Source organism: Streptococcus oralis, from assembly GCF_023109195.1.
In the GTDB taxonomy this organism is placed as follows: Bacteria; Bacillota; Bacilli; order Lactobacillales; family Streptococcaceae; genus Streptococcus; species Streptococcus oralis_BV.
The window spans coordinates 1,224,888-1,243,632 of record NZ_JALDUB010000001.1 but is presented as its reverse complement, the minus strand read 5'-3'; the positions used below and the strand labels follow the sequence as shown (position 1 = coordinate 1,243,632).

At 41.5% G+C, this 18,745-nt stretch carries 17 protein-coding genes; 14 read left to right on the top strand and 3 right to left on the bottom strand.

Annotation, left to right across the window (positions count from 1 at the left end; genetic code table 11):
• Positions 1 to 9: 9 nt before the first annotated feature.
• The 12 genes from M1F65_RS05940 (at position 10) to M1F65_RS05885 (ending at position 12,265) form a co-directional block, all read left to right on the top strand.
• Positions 10 to 744: an ABC transporter permease gene (locus tag M1F65_RS05940; RefSeq protein WP_049484382.1), complete on the top strand. Its 735-nt coding sequence runs from the start codon at positions 10 to 12 to the stop codon at positions 742 to 744.
• 4 nt (positions 745 to 748) lie between these two features.
• Positions 749 to 1,846, top strand: a complete 1,098-nt coding sequence (locus M1F65_RS05935) for a sensor histidine kinase (protein ID WP_247925632.1) — start codon at positions 749 to 751, stop codon at positions 1,844 to 1,846.
• Position 1,847: 1 nt separating this feature from the next.
• Complete coding sequence (locus M1F65_RS05930; protein ID WP_125391389.1) at positions 1,848 to 2,447, top strand: response regulator transcription factor; 600 nt, start codon at positions 1,848 to 1,850, stop codon at positions 2,445 to 2,447.
• Between the two features lie 318 nt (positions 2,448 to 2,765).
• A complete protein-coding gene (rpsL, locus tag M1F65_RS05925; RefSeq protein ID WP_001142332.1) occupies positions 2,766 to 3,179 on the top strand; it encodes a 30S ribosomal protein S12 in 414 nt (137 codons plus the stop codon).
• 19 nt (positions 3,180 to 3,198) lie between these two features.
• A complete protein-coding gene (gene rpsG, locus M1F65_RS05920; protein WP_000087873.1) occupies positions 3,199 to 3,669 on the top strand; it encodes a 30S ribosomal protein S7 in 471 nt (156 codons plus the stop codon).
• A gap of 278 nt (positions 3,670 to 3,947) precedes the next feature.
• Positions 3,948 to 6,029: an elongation factor G gene (gene fusA, locus M1F65_RS05915; RefSeq protein ID WP_000090340.1), complete on the top strand. Its 2,082-nt coding sequence runs from the start codon at positions 3,948 to 3,950 to the stop codon at positions 6,027 to 6,029.
• A gap of 323 nt (positions 6,030 to 6,352) precedes the next feature.
• Positions 6,353 to 8,053, top strand: a complete 1,701-nt coding sequence (locus M1F65_RS05910; protein WP_247925631.1) for an acetolactate synthase large subunit — start codon at positions 6,353 to 6,355, stop codon at positions 8,051 to 8,053.
• Positions 8,046 to 8,522 carry an acetolactate synthase small subunit gene (ilvN, locus tag M1F65_RS05905; protein WP_001253813.1) on the top strand — a complete coding sequence of 159 codons (477 nt, stop codon included), beginning with the start codon at positions 8,046 to 8,048 and terminating at the stop codon, positions 8,520 to 8,522. Before M1F65_RS05910 ends, ilvN begins: the two co-directional genes overlap by 8 nt.
• An 89-nt stretch (positions 8,523 to 8,611) precedes the next feature.
• A complete protein-coding gene (ilvC, locus tag M1F65_RS05900; RefSeq protein ID WP_000290683.1) occupies positions 8,612 to 9,634 on the top strand; it encodes a ketol-acid reductoisomerase in 1,023 nt (340 codons plus the stop codon).
• 79 nt (positions 9,635 to 9,713) lie between these two features.
• Positions 9,714 to 10,964, top strand: coding sequence for a threonine ammonia-lyase IlvA (gene ilvA, locus M1F65_RS05895; protein WP_000947300.1), 1,251 nt, complete (start codon positions 9,714 to 9,716; stop codon positions 10,962 to 10,964).
• A gap of 82 nt (positions 10,965 to 11,046) precedes the next feature.
• Positions 11,047 to 11,943 (top strand): SPFH domain-containing protein, encoded by an 897-nt coding sequence (locus tag M1F65_RS05890; protein WP_049505399.1) that lies wholly within the window; start codon positions 11,047 to 11,049, stop codon positions 11,941 to 11,943.
• A 106-nt stretch (positions 11,944 to 12,049) separates the two neighbouring features.
• On the top strand, positions 12,050 to 12,265 hold the full coding sequence (locus M1F65_RS05885; RefSeq protein WP_001130031.1) for a capsule biosynthesis transcriptional regulator: 216 nt from the start codon (positions 12,050 to 12,052) through the stop codon (positions 12,263 to 12,265).
• A 98-nt stretch (positions 12,266 to 12,363) separates the two neighbouring features.
• On the opposite strand, the gene M1F65_RS05880 is transcribed toward M1F65_RS05885, so the two are convergent.
• Positions 12,364 to 13,104 carry an amino acid ABC transporter ATP-binding protein gene (locus M1F65_RS05880; RefSeq protein ID WP_084859608.1) on the bottom strand — a complete coding sequence of 247 codons (741 nt, stop codon included), beginning with the start codon at positions 13,102 to 13,104 and terminating at the stop codon, positions 12,364 to 12,366.
• Positions 13,101 to 14,666 carry an ABC transporter substrate-binding protein/permease gene (locus M1F65_RS05875; protein ID WP_247925630.1) on the bottom strand — a complete coding sequence of 522 codons (1,566 nt, stop codon included), beginning with the start codon at positions 14,664 to 14,666 and terminating at the stop codon, positions 13,101 to 13,103. Before M1F65_RS05875 ends, M1F65_RS05880 begins: the two co-directional genes overlap by 4 nt.
• Positions 14,667 to 14,795: 129 nt before the next feature.
• Here M1F65_RS05875 and M1F65_RS05870 point away from each other — a divergent pair, with 129 nt between their 5' ends.
• Positions 14,796 to 16,691 (top strand): DUF2207 family protein, encoded by a 1,896-nt coding sequence (locus M1F65_RS05870; RefSeq protein ID WP_247925629.1) that lies wholly within the window; start codon positions 14,796 to 14,798, stop codon positions 16,689 to 16,691.
• Positions 16,692 to 16,750: 59 nt separating this feature from the next.
• Complete coding sequence (locus tag M1F65_RS05865) at positions 16,751 to 17,596, top strand: undecaprenyl-diphosphate phosphatase (RefSeq protein ID WP_247925628.1); 846 nt, start codon at positions 16,751 to 16,753, stop codon at positions 17,594 to 17,596.
• 34 nt (positions 17,597 to 17,630) lie between these two features.
• Here M1F65_RS05865 and dinB read toward each other — a convergent pair whose 3' ends face one another.
• The gene (gene dinB, locus M1F65_RS05860) at positions 17,631 to 18,692 is read right to left on the bottom strand and encodes a DNA polymerase IV (protein ID WP_247925627.1); all 1,062 of its coding nucleotides are present in this window, start codon (positions 18,690 to 18,692) and stop codon (positions 17,631 to 17,633) included.
• Between the last annotated feature and the right edge of the window lie 53 nt (positions 18,693 to 18,745).

The window sequence follows — 18,745 nt, the reverse complement described above, 5'->3', positions numbered from 1 at the left end:
AGATTGATGATGAAAAATATGACAAGTCTCATGAAAGTGGAAATCATTCTGATGAAACGGCAAGCCGTCTACTATTTGCTATCCATCGGACTTCCAAGTGTGTTTTACCTTATCTTTTCTGGTATGATGTCAGGGTCAGATATTCCAGAAATTGCTCTTCAAGCCTATCTTTTTGCCATGACGCTCTTTAGTATCATGTCAAGTGCTTTTTTCAGTATCCCAAGCACACTCGAGTCTGATAAGACAAACAACTGGCAAAAATTGATTCAACATTCTCCCGTATCTATGGTAGAATATTATGTATCAAAACTGTTCAGTACCCTACTGACTTTCTTGTTATCAATTACAGTTGTCTTTTCAGTTGGTCATTTTGTCCGCGGAGTGACGCTACCTTGGCTTGACTGGTTGGTAATTGGTGCTATTTTGCTGGTCGGAAGTGTGGTCTTTATCAGTATGGGTGTCTTGGTGAGCTTGCTTCCCAGTGCTCAACTGATGACGGTTGTTGGAAATATTGCCTATATTGCTTTGGCTGTCCTAGGTGGACTCTGGTTCCCCTTGGATTCCTTCCCAGAATGGCTCCAATCTATTGGAAAGCTGACTCCAACCTATCAACTGATGCAGGTTGTCTCGACTTATTTGGAGCATCACGAGTTTAACATTCTTGCTGCCTTGGTTGTACTAGGATATACAGTTTTCTTTGGTGTATTGGTCATTCAACTGAAAAAACGGATCGAGGTAAAATAAATCTATGTTGGAAAAATTAAAAAACACTCATTATATGTTTCATATTTCAATAGTGTTTATCATCTTTCCTATAGCGGGTGTCATCGTTGGAGAGTACCCGCTTTTAACCTTGTTCTGGACCTTACTATTTGTCCTAGCTTTTTATTCGGTTTTAGTCAGCCAAAATCGCACCGTGCAGTGGCTGGCTTGGTGGATCATGCTTGCCTACATTTTTTACAGTTCCATCTGGCTAAATGCGAGCTTCGCTTGGTTTATCTTTTATTTATCTAATCTCCTTATTTATGAGCTGGATGAGGTTTCTTTCCACTCTTGGCGTTTTATCAGTTTTGTTGTCTTACAACCGATGATTTTAACTGGAATCTCTATGGTTGGTCAAGTTAGTCCCTGGCACCTCCTCTTTTTCTTGGTGACCTTTATCGTTTCTGATGCCTTGACCTTCGGTCTTTATCGGATTCAGGTATCTGAACAGATAAAAGAAGAAAAGATGAAACAAAATACCAAGCTCAGTCTTTTCTTGGCTGAAAATGAACGCAGTCGTATCGGTCAGGATCTACATGACAGTCTAGGCCATACATTTGCTATGTTGAGTGTGAAGACGGACCTTGCCCTCCAGTTACTTCAAATGCAGGCCTATCCTCAAGTGGAAAAAGAATTAAAAGAAATTCATCAGATCAGTAAGGAATCCATGAATGAAGTCCGTACTATCATTGAAAATCTTAAAACTAGAACCCTTGCCTCCGAGTTTGCAACTGTTAAAAAAATGCTGGAAATTGCAGGAATTGAAACGGAAATTAACCACCAATTAGATACTGCTAGCTTAACTCAAGAATTGGAGTCAACAGCTTCCATGATTTTGCTTGAGTTAGTGACCAATATCATCAAACACGCTAAAGCGTCTAAAGCCTACTTAAAATTAGAACGGACAGAGAAAGAACTCATTTTAACAGTCAGAGATGATGGCTGTGGCTTTGCTTCTCTAAAAGGAGATGAGCTTCATACAGTCCGCGATCGTGTCCTTCCATTTTCGGGAGAGGTAAAGGTGATCAGTCAGAATTCTCCAACAGAAGTGCAAGTACGACTACCTTATAAGGAGAGAAACTAAGATGAAACTACTTGTTGCAGAAGACCAAAGTATGTTGCGAGATGCTATGTGCCAGTTGCTTACCTTTCAACCAGATGTAGATTCTGTCCTACAAGCCAAGGATGGCCAAGAAGCAATCCAACTTTTAGAAAAAGAGTCTGTGGATATCGCCATTCTTGACGTAGAAATGCCTGTTAAGACTGGCCTCGAAGTCTTAGAGTGGATACGAGCAGAAAAGCTAGAAACAAAGGTGGTTGTGGTGACGACCTTCAAACGCCCCGGATATTTTGAACGTGCGGTCAAGGCTGGAGTGGATGCTTATGTCTTGAAAGAAAGAAGCATTGCAGACCTCATGCAAACCTTGCACACTGTTCTCGAAGGGCGCAAGGAGTATTCACCTGAATTGATGGAAGTGGTGATGACCCATCCCAATCCGTTGACAGAACAAGAGATTGCTGTCTTAAAGGGAATCGCTCAGGGTTTATCCAACCAAGAAATTGCAGACCAACTCTATCTATCAAATGGAACCGTCCGAAACTATGTCACCAATATTCTTTCGAAACTAGATGCTGGTAATCGAACAGAGGCAGCCAACATTGCAACAGAATCTGGTTGGCTTTGATAAGAAGGGTTAAAAAATTCCAAAACAATAGCTTGAGTTGAAAGAAATCCATACTAAAATGTAGGAGGCAAATCGCCTCCTTTTTTGGTTTAGAAAAGCGGTTAGAACTAGTGTCAAAGAGTTAAAAGATCAGAATAAAAATGAAAAATATCTTGACAATGAAGGAAAAATTGTGTTACAATAATAGACGGTACTTTTTACTTTTGGTCTCTCAAAAGTGTACAGGGACGTGCTGACAAATGTTGCAAAAGTACACACAGATGGTAGCTGTCACCAAGTGTATCATCACCAAAAATAAAAAAACACAGGAGAATGTAGATGCCTACAATTAACCAATTGGTTCGCAAACCGCGTAAATCAAAAGTAGAAAAATCTAAATCACCAGCTTTGAACGTTGGTTACAACAGTCATAAAAAAGTTCAAACAAACGTTTCTTCACCACAAAAACGTGGTGTTGCAACTCGTGTGGGAACAATGACACCTAAAAAACCTAACTCTGCCCTTCGTAAATTCGCTCGTGTACGTTTGAGCAACCTTATCGAAGTTACTGCCTACATCCCAGGTATCGGACACAACTTGCAAGAGCACAGCGTGGTGCTTCTTCGTGGTGGACGTGTAAAAGACCTTCCAGGGGTACGTTACCATATCGTCCGTGGTGCACTTGATACTGCAGGTGTTAACGATCGTAAACAAGGCCGTTCTAAATACGGTACTAAACGTCCAAAAGCATAAGGAAAGGGGATAAAGAGAAATGAGTCGTAAAAATAGAGCTCCAAAACGTGACGTATTGCCAGATCCGCTTTACAATTCACAACTAGTTACTCGTCTTATCAACCGCGTTATGCTTGATGGTAAACGTGGTACAGCTGCTTCAATCGTTTACGGTGCTTTTGAGCAAATCAAAGAAGCTACTGGAAACGATGCACTTGAAGTATTTGAAACAGCTATGGAAAACATCATGCCTGTACTTGAAGTACGTGCACGTCGTGTTGGTGGATCTAACTACCAAGTCCCAGTTGAAGTTCGTCCAGAACGTCGTACAACACTTGGACTTCGTTGGTTGGTAACCATCGCTCGCCTTCGTGGTGAACACACAATGCAAGACCGTCTTGCAAAAGAAATCTTGGATGCTGCGAACAACACTGGTGCAGCAGTTAAGAAACGTGAAGACACTCACCGTATGGCTGAAGCTAACCGTGCCTTCGCACACTTCCGTTGGTAATAAAATGATACCAAGAGCGGCAAAGGCCCAAGGCAAAAATAGGAAACTGATGCAGTGTTCCGTGAACACAAAGCAGTTTATCTTTTTTGCACCGGGCCTCGCTCGGGTTCAAATCAGTTAACTTGAGCTTTTAGCCCGAGTTCAATTCAACTTATCTACAAGTTGAAACCAACAAAAACAAGATAAACATTGAGAACGGGTAGGTCCTGCCTATCCGTTTTTATTAAAATCGTGTTATAATAGAATAGAAATTAAAATAAATAGGAGAAACAAACCTCATGGCACGCGAATTTTCACTTGAAAAAACTCGTAATATCGGTATCATGGCTCACGTCGATGCCGGTAAAACAACAACTACTGAGCGTATTCTTTACTACACTGGTAAAATCCACAAAATCGGTGAAACTCACGAAGGTGCGTCACAAATGGACTGGATGGAGCAAGAGCAAGAACGTGGTATCACTATCACATCTGCTGCGACAACAGCTCAATGGAACAACCACCGCGTAAACATCATCGACACACCAGGACACGTGGACTTCACAATCGAAGTACAACGTTCTCTTCGTGTATTGGACGGTGCGGTTACTGTTCTTGACTCACAATCAGGTGTTGAGCCTCAAACTGAAACAGTTTGGCGTCAAGCAACTGAGTACGGAGTTCCACGTATCGTATTTGCTAACAAAATGGACAAAATCGGTGCTGACTTCCTTTACTCAGTAAGCACACTTCACGACCGTCTTCAAGCAAACGCACACCCAATCCAATTGCCAATCGGTGCTGAAGATGACTTCCGCGGTATCATCGACTTGATCAAGATGAAAGCTGAAATCTATACTAACGACCTTGGTACAGATATCCTTGAAGAAGATATTCCAGCTGAATACCTTGACCAAGCTCAAGAATACCGTGAAAAATTGGTTGAAGCAGTTGCTGAAACTGATGAAGACTTGATGATGAAATACCTTGAAGGTGAAGAAATCACTAACGAAGAATTGAAAGTTGCTATCCGTAAAGCAACTATCAACGTTGAATTCTTCCCAGTATTGTGTGGTTCTGCCTTCAAGAACAAGGGTGTTCAATTGATGCTTGATGCGGTTATCGATTACCTTCCAAGCCCACTTGACATCCCAGCAATCAAAGGTATCAACCCAGATACAGACGAAGAAGAAACTCGTCCAGCATCTGACGAAGAGCCATTCGCAGCTCTTGCTTTCAAGATTGCAACAGACCCATTTGTAGGTCGTTTGACATTCTTCCGTGTATACTCAGGTGTTCTTCAATCAGGTTCTTACGTAATGAACACTTCTAAAGGTAAACGTGAACGTATCGGACGTCTTGTGCAATTGCATGCCAATAGTCGTCAAGAAATCGAAACCGTTTATGCTGGTGATATTGCAGCTGCTATTGGTTTGAAGGATACAACTACTGGTGATTCATTGACAGATGAAAAAGCTAAAATCATCCTTGAGTCAATCCACGTTCCAGAACCAGTTATCCAGTTGATGGTTGAGCCAAAATCTAAAGCTGACCAAGATAAGATGGGTATCGCACTTCAAAAATTGGCTGAAGAAGATCCAACATTCCGCGTTGAAACAAACGTTGAAACTGGTGAAACAGTTATCTCAGGTATGGGTGAACTTCACCTTGACGTCCTTGTTGACCGTATGCGTCGTGAGTTCAAAGTTGAAGCGAACGTAGGTGCTCCTCAAGTATCTTACCGTGAAACATTCCGCGCTTCTACTCAAGCACGTGGATTCTTCAAACGTCAGTCTGGTGGTAAAGGTCAATTTGGTGATGTATGGATTGAGTTTAGTCCAAACGAAGAAGGTAAAGGATTCGAATTCGAAAACGCAATCGTCGGTGGTGTGGTTCCTCGTGAATTTATCCCAGCGGTTGAAAAAGGTTTGGTAGAATCTATGGCTAACGGTGTTCTTGCAGGTTACCCAATGGTTGACGTTAAAGCTAAGCTTTACGACGGTTCATACCACGATGTCGACTCATCTGAAACAGCCTTCAAGATCGCGGCTTCACTTGCCCTTAAAGAAGCTGCTAAATCAGCACAACCAGCTATCCTTGAGCCAATGATGCTTGTAACCATCACTGTTCCAGAAGAAAACCTTGGTGATGTTATGGGTCACGTAACTGCTCGTCGTGGACGTGTAGATGGTATGGAAGCACACGGTAACAGCCAAATCGTTCGTGCTTACGTTCCACTTGCTGAAATGTTCGGTTACGCAACAGTTCTTCGTTCTGCATCTCAAGGACGTGGTACCTTCATGATGGTATTTGACCACTACGAAGATGTACCTAAGTCAGTACAAGAAGAAATCATTAAGAAAAACAAAGGTGAAGACTAATCAGTCCTCACTCTAGAAGGAAGTCACTTAGTGGCTTCCTTTTTTTGTCTTTAACTATTCATTTTTGCTGAATATAGTATACAAATTTGGTCGTTAAGTGAGAAAAATACTAATTCTACCAAGAAAGAAAATATTCTAATTTGATAAATTAAAATAAATAAAGGTTCCTAATTCCGTAGATAACTTAATAAAAATAAGGAAATGATTCATAAATACACTTTTAGATAGAAAATTCAGAAAATTGACTCTTTTGCCTTGAAAATTTTTGAAAAAATGGTATGATAGTAACAAGCTATTTTTTTAAGAGAAGAGAAAGGGGAACAATGGAGAAAATCAGTTTAGAATCTCCTAAGACGGGGTCGGACCTAGTTTTGGAAACACTTCGGGACTTAGGGATTGATACCATTTTTGGTTATCCTGGTGGTGCGGTCTTACCTTTGTATGATGCGATATACAATTTTAAAGGTATTCGCCACATCTTGGGACGCCATGAGCAAGGTTGTTTGCACGAAGCTGAAGGATATGCCAAATCAACTGGAAAGTTGGGCGTTGCCGTCGTCACGAGTGGGCCGGGAGCAACAAATGCCATTACAGGGATTGCAGATGCCATGAGCGATAGCGTTCCCCTTTTGGTCTTTACAGGTCAGGTTGCGCGAGCTGGGATTGGGAAAGATGCCTTTCAGGAAGCAGACATCGTGGGGATTACCATGCCCATTACCAAGTACAATTACCAAGTTCGTGAGACAGCAGATATTCCTCGTATCATTACGGAAGCTGTCCATATCGCAACGACAGGTCGTCCAGGTCCAGTTGTGATTGACTTGCCCAAGGATGTATCAGCCCTAGAGACAGATTTCATCTATTCGCCGGAGGTGAATTTACCAAGTTACCAACCGACACTTGATCCAAATGACATGCAAATCAAGAAAATCTTGAAGCAATTGTCAAAAGCCAAGAAACCTGTTTTGTTAGCAGGGGGCGGTATCAGCTATGCAGAAGCTTCTAAGGAGCTCAATGAATTTGCTGAACGTTACCAAATTCCAGTAGTCACTAGTCTTTTGGGGCAAGGAACCATTGCAACGAGTCATCCGCTCTTCCTAGGGATGGGAGGCATGCACGGTTCTTTCGCAGCCAACATTGCAATGACGGAAGCGGACTTTATGATTAGTATTGGTTGCCGTTTCGATGACCGCTTGACTGGGAACCCTAAGACCTTCGCGAAGAATGCTAAGGTTGCTCATATCGACATTGACCCAGCTGAGATTGGTAAGATTATCAGTGCAGATATTCCTGTAGTGGGGGATGCTAAGAAAGCCTTGCAGATGCTACTGGCAGAACCAACTGTTCATAACAATACTGAAAAGTGGATTGAAAAAGTCACCAAGGACAAGAATCGAGTTCGTTCTTATGATAAGAAAGAACGTGTGGTTCAACCTCAGGCCGTTATTGAACGCATCGGTGAGTTGACGCATGGTGATGCCATTGTCGTAACTGACGTAGGGCAGCACCAAATGTGGACAGCTCAGTATTATCCTTACCAAAATGAGCGTCAGTTAGTCACTTCAGGTGGCTTGGGTACCATGGGGTTCGGAGTTCCTGCAGCTATTGGAGCCAAGATTGCCAATCCAGAAAAAGAAGTTATCCTTTTTGTCGGTGATGGTGGCTTCCAAATGACTAACCAGGAACTAGCTATCCTAAACATCTACAAGGTGCCGATTAAGGTTGTCATGTTGAATAACCACTCACTAGGAATGGTTCGTCAGTGGCAGGAATCCTTCTATGAGGGTAGAACTTCCGAGTCAGTCTTTGATACACTTCCTGACTTCCAGCTGATGGCACAGGCCTACGGCATCAAAAACTATAAATTTGATAATCCAGAGACGATAGAGAAGGATCTAGAAGTCATTCTGGAGGATGTGCCCATGTTTATCGAGGTGGATATTTCTCGTAAGGAACAGGTATTACCGATGGTACCAGCTGGTAAGAGCAATCATGAGATGTTGGGGGTGCAGTTCCATGCGTAGAATGTTAACAGCTAGATTACAAAACCGTTCAGGAGTTTTGAATCGTTTTACAGGTGTCCTTTCTCGTCGTCAAGTCAATATTGAGAGTATCTCAGTTGGTGCGACAGAGAACCCCAATGTATCTCGCATCACCATCATTATTGATGTAGCTTCTCATGATGAAGTAGAGCAAATCATTAAACAGCTCAATCGTCAGATTGATGTGATTCGCATTCGAGATATCACAGATAAACCACACTTGGAAAGAGAAGTTATCTTGGTAAAAGTATCTGCTCCTGCTGAGAAGCGTGCAGAAATCTTGGCCATTATCCAACCTTTCCGTGCAACGGTAGTAGATGTGGCTCCAAGCTCAATCACCATCCAGATGACGGGAAATGCTGAAAAGAGTGAAGCTTTATTGCGAGTGATTCGACCATACGGCATTAAAAATATCGCTCGTACGGGTGCAACTGGATTTACCCGCGACTAATACTTTTTGATTTTCAATGAGTATAAAAAATAACTTAAATTTGTTAAACCAGCCTATAAGGCAATAAAAATAGAAAAGAGAGAAAAACTATGGCAGTTCAAATGGAATACGAAAAAGATGTTAAAGTAGCAGCGCTTGACGGTAAAAAAATCGCCGTAATCGGTTATGGTTCACAAGGACATGCGCATGCGCAAAACTTGCGTGATTCAGGTCGTGATGTCATCATCGGTGTGCGTCCAGGTAAATCTTTTGACAAAGCAAAAGAAGATGGATTTGACACTTACACAGTAGCAGAAGCAACTAAATTGGCTGACGTTATCATGATCTTGGCACCAGACGAAATCCAACAAGAATTGTACGAAGCAGAAATCGCTCCAAACTTGGAAGCTGGAAATGCAGTTGGATTTGCTCATGGTTTCAATATCCACTTTGAATTTATCAAAGTTCCTGCAGATGTAGATGTCTTCATGTGTGCTCCTAAAGGACCAGGACACTTGGTACGTCGTACTTACGAAGAAGGATTTGGTGTTCCAGCTCTTTACGCAGTTTACCAAGATGCAACAGGAAATGCTAAAAACATTGCTATGGACTGGTGTAAAGGTGTTGGGGCAGCTCGTGTTGGTTTGCTTGAAACAACTTACAAAGAAGAAACTGAAGAAGATCTCTTTGGTGAACAAGCTGTACTTTGTGGTGGTTTGACCGCCCTTATCGAAGCAGGTTTTGAAGTCTTGACAGAAGCAGGCTATGCCCCAGAATTGGCTTACTTTGAAGTTCTTCACGAAATGAAATTGATCGTTGACTTGATCTATGAAGGTGGATTCAAGAAAATGCGTCAATCTATTTCAAACACTGCTGAATACGGTGACTATGTATCAGGTCCACGTGTGATTACTGAGCAAGTTAAAGAAAACATGAAAGCTGTTTTGGCAGATATCCAAAATGGTAAATTTGCAAATGACTTTGTGAATGACTACAAGGCTGGTCGTCCAAAATTAACTGCTTACCGTGAACAAGCAGCTAACCTTGAAATTGAAAAAGTTGGTGCAGAATTGCGTAAAGCAATGCCTTTCGTTGGTAAAAACGACGACGACGCATTCAAAATCTACAATTAATTCTTGTAAAGAGAGACAGAAGGCGAGTTGGGGGTACCTAACTCGTTTTTTATCTTGAAAAGTACTTGAGGAGGAGACAATGCTAAGTGCAAAAGATGTGGTGAAAGCCCACAAAGTTTTGAGTGGTGTAGTAGTTGATACACCACTAGAATATGATCATTATTTATCAGAAAAATACCAAGCAAAGATTTATCTCAAAAAGGAGAATGCGCAACGAGTTCGCTCTTTTAAAATTCGTGGAGCCTATTATGCCATTTCTCAACTGTCAAAAGAAGAACGCGAGCGTGGTGTAGTCTGTGCCTCTGCGGGAAATCATGCCCAAGGTGTCGCCTATACTTGTAATGAGATGAAGATTCCTGCAACGATCTTTATGCCCATCACAACACCGCAACAAAAGATTGGGCAGGTTCGCTTTTTCGGTGGAGAGTTTGTGACAATCAAGTTGGTTGGGGATACCTTTGATGCTTCTGCTAAGGCAGCACAAGAATTTACATTGACAGAAAACCGCACCTTCATCGATCCTTTTGATGATGCGCATGTTCAGGCTGGTCAAGGGACTGTAGCCTATGAAATTCTTGAAGAAGCCCGTAAAGAGTCTATTGATTTTGATACAGTACTTGTACCAGTAGGTGGTGGCGGATTGATTGCCGGTGTTTCTACTTATATTAAGGAAACCAACCCGACTATTGAAGTGATCGGGGTAGAAGCTAATGGTGCTCGCTCTATGAAAGCTGCCTTTGAAGCTGGGGGACCAGTTAAACTCAAAGAAATTGATAAGTTCGCTGATGGGATAGCCGTACAGAAGGTTGGACAATTAACCTATGAAGCGACTCGTAAGAATGTTGAAACGCTGATTGGGGTGGACGAGGGATTGATTTCCGAAACCTTGATTGATCTTTATTCCAAACAAGGTATTGTAGCAGAACCAGCCGGAGCTGCCAGTGTTGCAGCCTTGGAAGTTTTATCAGACTATATCAAAGGCAAGACGATTTGTTGTATCATTTCTGGAGGAAATAACGATATCAACCGTATGCCGGAGATGGAAGAACGTGCCTTGATTTACGATGGAATCAAGCATTACTTTGTAGTGAATTTTCCACAACGTCCTGGAGCTCTCCGAGAGTTTGTAAATGATATTTTAGGGCCAAATGATGACATCACTCGTTTTGAATATATCAAACGAGCAAGCAAGGGGACAGGTCCTGTATTGATTGGGGTAGCTCTTGCCAATAAGCATGATTATGCTGGCTTGATTCATCGAATGGAAAAGTTTGACCCATCTTATATTAATTTGAATGGGAACGAAACGTTGTATAATATGCTAGTTTAAGCTAAAATAAAATTATTATCATATTATTTGCGTAATAATGATGGTGGTGCTATAATGAGGGTGACGAAAGGGGGAGATTCCCATGGTTTTACAAATTTTACTTATTTTATTGTTTTTAGTGGTGATTGCATCAGTGATTATGGTTAGTTCTGTGTATGTGGTTCGACAACAATCTGTCGCTATCATAGAACGCTTTGGTAAATACCAAAAGTTGAGCAATAGTGGTATTCATTTACGAGCTCCTTTTGGAATTGATAGGATTGCGGCAAGAGTTCAACTACGCTTGTTGCAAAGTGAGATTGTTGTAGAGACAAAGACGCAAGATAATGTATTTGTAACGATGAATGTGGCAACTCAGTATCGAGTAAATGAAAACAATGTCACAGATGCTTATTATAAATTGATGCGTCCAGAAGCCCAGATTAAATCCTATATTGAAGATGCTTTGCGTTCATCTGTACCAAAGCTAACCCTAGATGAGTTGTTTGAGAAGAAGGATGAAATCGCCTTAGAAGTTCAAAAACAAGTGGCTGAAGAAATGTCTACGTATGGGTATATCATTGTCAAAACGCTGATTACTAAGGTTGAACCTGATGCTGAAGTAAAACAATCAATGAATGAAATTAACGCGGCTCAACGTAAGAGAGTTGCGGCGCAAGAGCTTGCTGAAGCAGATAAGATTAAAATCGTGACCGCAGCAGAAGCAGAAGCAGAAAAAGATCGCCTACATGGTGTAGGGATTGCAGAGCAGCGTAAAGCAATTGTTGACGGACTAGCTGATTCTATCCAAGAGTTAAAAGGAGCCAATGTTGAGCTAACTGAAGAACAAATCATGTCTATCCTATTAACGAACCAGTATTTAGATACGTTGAATAATTTTGCAGATAAAGAGGGTAATAATACAATCTTCCTACCAGCAAATCCTAATGGAGTCGAGGACATAAGAACTCATATATTATCGGCTTTAAAAGCCAAATAAAAATATGCAGAATAATATAGTTACGACGAATATATGTTTTTTTATTGACAAATGAAATAAAAACGTATACAATTAAGTATTGTAAAGAATAATTTAGGAGAAGAACATGGCTAAGTCGAACTTTGAAAAAGTAGAAGCAGTTGTTGGCTGGGTTCGTGATAAGAAAATCACAGGCTACCGTATCTCTAAAGAAACGAATGCGCGTGAAATGTCTATCATTGCTCTAGCACAAGGACGCGCAAAAGTTAAAAATATTTCATTTGAAACAGCTCTTGGTTTAATCGATTTCTATGAAAAAAATCATGAAAAATTTGAAGATTAAACTGTGGTCACAGGCAGATTCCTGAGTCGAGTCTGCCTTTTCTTTACAATTACAAATACAAATTAAAAAGACTGCATTCTTTATGCAGTCTTTGTTTATTAGCTGAGATAGCGTTGAAGAAATTCTTTTGTCCGGTCTTCTTTAGGATTTGTAAAGAGGTCTTCTGGTTTGCCTTCTTCAGCAATGACGCCCTTATCCATAAAGATGACACGGTGAGAGACATCGCGGGCGAACTCCATTTCGTGGGTTACGACGATCATGGTCAAGCCTTCTTGAGCCAAATCCTGCATAATTTTGAGGACTTCCCCAACCATTTCTGGGTCAAGGGCAGATGTTGGTTCGTCGAAGAGAATGGCATCAGGATTCATGGAGAGAGCGCGGGCGATAGCCACGCGTTGTTTTTGTCCCCCTGAGAGTTGTTTAGGCTTGGCTTGCCAGTAACGTTCTCCCATACCAACTTTTTCGAGATTCTCTTTGGCAATTTTTTCAGCTTCAGAGTGGTCGCGTTTGAGGACAGTCGTTTGGGCGACGATTGTATTTTCAAGGACATTCAGATTTTCAAAGAGATTGAAAGATTGGAAAACCATACCGAGTTTTTCACGATAATGGGTGAGGTTATAGCCTTTTTCTAAGACATTTTCTCCTCGATAGAGAATCTCTCCCTCTGTAGGTGTTTCTAGTAAATTAATTGAACGAAGGAAGGTTGATTTCCCGCTTCCTGAGCTCCCGATGATGGAAATAACCTCTCCTTTATGGACGGTGAGAGAAATGTCTTTTAGCACTTCGTTTTGCCCATAGGATTTTTTGAGGTGTTTGATTTCAAGGATTGGTTGTGTCATTTTTTCAAATCCTCCGTTTGCATTTGGTTAGCACCTGTAGTGTAAGTGTCCATGTCCATACGACGTTCGATCAAGCGTAGGATACGGGTCACAGTAAAGGTGAGGACAAAGTATATCACGGCGATGATGGTAAAGGTCTGGAAGTATTGATAGGTTTGTGTTGCTACAGTATTTCCTGAGAAATAAAGTTCAACAACTGAAATAACGTTCAATACAGAGGTATCTTTGATATTGATGACAAACTCATTACCAGTAGCAGGTAGAATATTACGGACAACCTGAGGTAGGACAATCTTACGCATGGTTTGATTGTGGGTCATACCAAGAGCAGTTGCAGCTTCAAACTGTCCTTTGTCAACTGCTAGAATACCACCACGAACGATCTCTGTCATGTAGGCACCTGTGTTGATTGAGACGATGAAGATAGCAGCTAGTGTGCGGTCAAGATTGATACCGAAAGCTTGGGCAGTTCCATAGTAGATAACCATAGATTGAACAATCATCGGTGTACCACGGAAGATCTCGATATAGACATTGAGAATCCAACCGACTAGTTTCTGTAGGGCGTACATTGCCTTGTTCTCAGATAGTGGAGCGGTACGGAAGACCCCGATCGCAAGTCCGATAAGGAGACCTGTGATGGTTCCGATAATGGAGATTAAGAGTGTGATACCAGCACCACGCAAGAGTTGTTGCCAGTTTTCAGAAAGGATCTTAGCGACTTGACTAAAGAAACTACTTTCTTCCTCTGTTGTTGTAGATTCCACAGGTTGCTCTTTGATCATACGATCCATGAGGGCTACTTGTTCATCCTTAGAGATGGTTTCGATGCTGGCATTGATTTGGCTGATGCGGCTGTCATCTTTACGAAGTCCAATGGCAATAGCTGTATCTTCTTCGCCAGTTTTGAAACCTGGTTGAGGTTGGATCATTTTGAACTTAGCGTTAGCAGACTCAGCAGTCATTGCTTCAGGTCGTTCAGAAACATAGGCATCAATAACACCAGCTTCCAGAGCTTGACGCATTTGGGCGAAGTCACCCATAGCTGTTTCTTTTTTGGCACCTGGAATTTGGGAAATCAGGTCATAAAGATAAACACCTTGTTGAGACGTGATTTTTGCCCCACTAAAGTCCTCTAAAGATTTGGCATTCGCATAGGCAGAGTCCTTTTTTACCAATAGAACCGGTTCGCTAGTATAGTAACTGCTTGAAAAAGCAATTTCTTGTTTGCGTTCAGCGGTTGGGCTCATACCGGCAATGATCATATCGATTTTGCCAGAAGTAAGGGCTGGAACAAGTCCTTCCCATTTGGTTTTCACGACCAAGGGTTCCTTGCCAAGGTCTTTGGCAATCTTTTTAGCGATTTGAACATCGTAGCCGTTGGCATATTGGTTGGTACCGTCGATTTTGACGGCGCCGTTACTATCGTCGTCTTGAGTCCAGTTGAAGGGAGCGTAAGCTGCCTCCATCCCGATGCGTAAATATTCGTCGGCTTGGACTTGGCTAACTAGTCCTAAGGTAAGGGCTAGGCTAGCAAGGATAGATAAGCATAATTTTTTCATGTTTTCTCCTATTTCTAGTCTAAAAATGACTCTCTCTATTGTATCTAAAAATAGTGAGATTTTCAATACAAGTAAGCCTTTACTTATAAAAAATGATATAATGGTAAAAAGATTGAAAGGGAACCGATTATGAAAAAAAGATGGCTGTTGGCTTTGGTATTTACTTATTTATTATTTATACCGAGCCTGGTTTTTGCAGTAGACTTTGATATCTTATCCTATCAGGGTGATTTGAATATTCATGCAGATAATACTGCAATTTTTAAGGAAACAATTACCTACCGCTTTGGAGATGATTATAATGGTCAGTTAGTTGGACTCGGGAAAGCTGGGAAAATGCCAGAAGGATTTGACATTGATCCCGATCCGACCGTTCAGGTCTCTAAAAATGGAAGAATTGTTCAAAATGCTTCCTTCTATACTATGGAGGAAGAGGACGGTTACAAGGTAAAAATTTACAATGCTGGATATGCTGGAGATACTGTTCGTGTAACGGTTACCTGGAAACTAACAAACCTTCTCTTCTTATATAAGGATATCGCAGAGCTAAATTGGCAACCCTTGACCGATAGTACTGGAGACATCAAAGAGATTGAGTTTAAGGTTAGCTCTGATACTCCAGCAGAGAAACTCTATTTTCATGCAGGCCAACTCCTAAGGGACTCTAGTGTTGAAAAAGCAAATAATCTCTATCATGTCAAAATGAAAGACCTTCCTAGAAAGCGACAGATCGAATTACACGCATACTGGCCGAGAAGTGCTTTTGCAGGAGCTCCAGATCAAGGATTAGAGGAAGAACGTTTAACGGATTTTAACCGGATTGAAAGCAATATAGCGACAGAAAAAGCGCAAAGTGAGATAATGATGAAATGGGTGTTTCCCGTCATTTTTATGAGTCTCTTACTTCTAGTTCCTATCTTCTATAGGATGTTTCGTCAGAGTACACGCATTAAAAAGGTCTTTCCAAAAGATCATCGACTCTACGAACCACCGATGGATTTGCCTCCGATGGTTTTAGCAGAAGCAGTGTATTCAACCTCCTTAGAGGAAGTCAATCCTCTAAACAAATCAGGGTTTGGTAAATTTACTTTTGAACGTTTGATTCAGGCGACCTTGTTGGATTTAGTCGATCGAGGTCATTTATCTATTTTCCAAGGGGATGAAGAACCTTATGTGCGCATTATCAGTGAAAAGGGTTTGTCCAATTTTGAGAAGGAATGCCTGCGCATGACTTTGTCAAATAAGAAAGAATTGGCTATTTCAGAGCTCTTCCCTGATTACCAAGTTTCATCTTCCCTTTACCGTGGTGCCAAAGAGTCAGATGAAAAACATATCCGAGAAACAGGCTCGCGTCTCAAACGCTCCTTTGAAGGAAGACTTCAACGCATTCAGTCTTGTGTCAAGGATAAGGTCCATGTACTTCGTATCCCAAGCTACTATCGTCCCTTGACAAGCGAGGAACGCCGCCTTGCTCTCGGGATGCGAGTTTGTTCAGCCATAACAGCTCTAGGTGGATTGCTATTCTTTTACTATAGCTGGCAAACACATGGCTTCTTTTCGATCCCGTTTCTACTTTTAGGATTGACAGGATTAGGGGCTAGTTTCTGGGTTTATCTTGCCACGCGAGGAGCCTATCGCGATGGAGTTCTAACAGAGGAAGGAGCGGAGATCTTCTATCTCTGGACGAGTTTTGAAAATATGCTTCGGGATATCGCTCATCTGGATCAGGCCGAGCTAGAGAGCATCGTCCTTTGGAACCGTCTACTGGTCTATGCGACTCTCTTTGGTTATGCCAAGAAGGTGAGCAAGTTAATGAAAGTCCGTCATATTCAGCTTGAAAATCCAGATTTGAATCTTTATGTAGCCTATGGTTGGCACTCACAGTTCTACACCTCAACTGCACAAATCAAGCAATATACTGCTGTCGCAAATACAGCTAGCAATTACTCTGTATCTTCTGGAAGTGGTTCTTCAGGTGGAGGATTCTCAGGAGGCGGTGGCGGTGGTAGCATCGGCGCCTTCTAAAAAATCTATCGCAACATCCGAAATTATGCTATAATAGAGGACAGAAAAAGGAGTAATGTATGTATTTTATTGAAATTTTGAAGTCAATCTTTTTTGGGATTGTTGAAGGAATTACAGAATGGTTGCCCATTTCAAGTACTGGACATTTGATCTTGGTAGAAGAATTTGTACAATACAAGGACCAAAATGAAGCCTTCATGTCCATGTTTAATGTTGTCATCCAGCTTGGTGCCATCTTTGCAGTTGTGGTTATCTACTTTAATAAGCTTAATCCCTTCAAACCTGGTAAAAATAAGGTCGAAGTTCGTCGAACTTGGCAGTTATGGTCCAAAGTTTTCGTTGCAACCTTGCCTTTGCTATTGGTTTTTAAACTAGATGATTGGTTTGATGCTAACTTCCATAACATGGTTTCAGTTGCGATTATGTTGATTATCTATGGTGTTGCCTTTATCTACCTTGAAAAACGAAATAAGGCGCAAGCCATTGAACCAACAGTAACAGAGCTAGACAAGTTACCTTATAAAACAGCCCTTTACATTGGGCTCTTCCAAGTCCTCGCCCTCTTTCCAGGAACGAGCCGTTCAGGTGCGACGATTGTTGGTGGTTTGTTGAATGGAACAAGCCGCTCAGTCGTAACAGAGTTTACCTTCTATCTCGGAATTCCTGTTATGTTCGGAGCCAGTGCTTTAAAGATTTTCAAATTTATTAAAGCAGGTCAACTCTTGAGTTTTGGACAACTGTTCTTGCTCTTGGTAGCTATGGGTGTTGCCTTTGCGGTCAGCATGGTTGCTATTCGTTTCTTGACCAGCTATGTGAAGAAACACGACTTTACACTCTTTGGTAAATATCGTATTGTACTCGGTAGTGTCTTGTTGCTCTATAGTTTTGTGCGTTTGTTTGTATAAGAAAAAAGCTTGAGGGAAGTTTCCTTCAAGCTTTTTAAAATCCTGTCACCGTAATTCCTAGTAAACGGATACCTTTTTCTTTTTCAGCTAGCTCTTCGTAGAGTTGAAGGGCGGTTTGAGAAATCTGACTAGCATCCTGTGTAGCTTGTGGGAGGCTTTTTCGTCTAGTCAGAGTGGAGAAGTCAGCATATCGTATTTTTAGGATAATGATTTTTCCAGCTTTGTCCTGCTTGCTGAGATTGTGAGCTACCTTTTCGGAGAGAAGAGTCAGCTCTTTTTTGATATCTTCTTCATCCTGGAGAATCTTACTATAGGTTTTCTCCTTCCCGATTGATTTGCGAATGCGGTCGGGTTTGACCGGTGAGTTATGAATACCCCTGGCCTTTCGATAAAGCTCATAACCGAGTCTGCCGAACCGATCGATTAAAGTGACTTCAGAAACGTCCAATAAGTCTGCACCAGTATAAATGCCCATTTCATGAAGGCGTTCAACTGTTTTTTTGCCCACACCGTGAAATTTAGCAATGTCCATTTGTTTGAGAAAGTCTTGGGCTTGATCTGGGAGAATCACTGTCAAACCATGCGGTTTTTGATAGTCACTAGCCATTTTAGCTAAGAATTTGTTATAAGAGACGCCTGCAGAAGCAGTCAGGTGTAGTTCCTGCCAGATATCCTCTTGGATGAGGCGGGCTATTTTGACAGCAGACTTGATACCGAGTTTATTTTCCGTCACATCTAAGTATGCCTCGTCAATACTCATAGGTTCAATCAAATCTGTATAGCGTTTAAAAATAGCACGAATCTCAAGTCCCACAGTCTTATACTTTTCATAATTTCCAGAGATAAAGACAGCTTGGGGACAGCGCTCATAAGCTTCTTTAGAGCTCATAGCTGAATGAACTCCAAAAGCTCGTGCCTCGTAGCTACAGGTAGAAACGACACCTCGACCACCTGTTTGTCTGGGATCACTTCCGATGATAACAGGTTTGCCCTTTAACTTAGGATTATCTCTGATTTCCACCGCAGCAAAAAAGGCATCCATGTCGATATGGATGATTTTTCTGGACAAATCATTTATCAATGGAAATATGAGCATTTCAATCCCTTCTAGTGTCATTTTATATTTATTATACCCTTTTTTCTGAAAAA

Excerpts from the sequence above, each read along its gene's own strand:
- dinB (WP_247925627.1), bottom strand. The coding sequence starts at position 18,692 with ATGCTCATATTTCCATTGATAAATGATTTGTCCAGAAAAATCATCCAT.
- fusA (WP_000090340.1), top strand. The coding sequence starts at position 3,948 with ATGGCACGCGAATTTTCACTTGAAAAAACTCGTAATATCGGTATCATG.
- M1F65_RS05880 (WP_084859608.1), bottom strand. The coding sequence starts at position 13,104 with ATGACACAACCAATCCTTGAAATCAAACACCTCAAAAAATCCTATGGG.
- M1F65_RS05930 (WP_125391389.1), top strand. The coding sequence starts at position 1,848 with ATGAAACTACTTGTTGCAGAAGACCAAAGTATGTTGCGAGATGCTATG.
- ilvA (WP_000947300.1), top strand. The coding sequence starts at position 9,714 with ATGCTAAGTGCAAAAGATGTGGTGAAAGCCCACAAAGTTTTGAGTGGT.
- ilvC (WP_000290683.1), top strand. The coding sequence starts at position 8,612 with ATGGCAGTTCAAATGGAATACGAAAAAGATGTTAAAGTAGCAGCGCTT.
- M1F65_RS05910 (WP_247925631.1), top strand. The coding sequence starts at position 6,353 with ATGGAGAAAATCAGTTTAGAATCTCCTAAGACGGGGTCGGACCTAGTT.
- M1F65_RS05885 (WP_001130031.1), top strand. The coding sequence starts at position 12,050 with ATGGCTAAGTCGAACTTTGAAAAAGTAGAAGCAGTTGTTGGCTGGGTT.
- M1F65_RS05870 (WP_247925629.1), top strand. The coding sequence starts at position 14,796 with ATGAAAAAAAGATGGCTGTTGGCTTTGGTATTTACTTATTTATTATTT.
- M1F65_RS05935 (WP_247925632.1), top strand. The coding sequence starts at position 749 with ATGTTGGAAAAATTAAAAAACACTCATTATATGTTTCATATTTCAATA.
- M1F65_RS05890 (WP_049505399.1), top strand. The coding sequence starts at position 11,047 with ATGGTTTTACAAATTTTACTTATTTTATTGTTTTTAGTGGTGATTGCA.
- M1F65_RS05940 (WP_049484382.1), top strand. The coding sequence starts at position 10 with ATGAAAAATATGACAAGTCTCATGAAAGTGGAAATCATTCTGATGAAA.
- rpsG (WP_000087873.1), top strand. The coding sequence starts at position 3,199 with ATGAGTCGTAAAAATAGAGCTCCAAAACGTGACGTATTGCCAGATCCG.
- M1F65_RS05865 (WP_247925628.1), top strand. The coding sequence starts at position 16,751 with ATGTATTTTATTGAAATTTTGAAGTCAATCTTTTTTGGGATTGTTGAA.
- rpsL (WP_001142332.1), top strand. The coding sequence starts at position 2,766 with ATGCCTACAATTAACCAATTGGTTCGCAAACCGCGTAAATCAAAAGTA.
- M1F65_RS05875 (WP_247925630.1), bottom strand. The coding sequence starts at position 14,666 with ATGAAAAAATTATGCTTATCTATCCTTGCTAGCCTAGCCCTTACCTTA.
- ilvN (WP_001253813.1), top strand. The coding sequence starts at position 8,046 with ATGCGTAGAATGTTAACAGCTAGATTACAAAACCGTTCAGGAGTTTTG.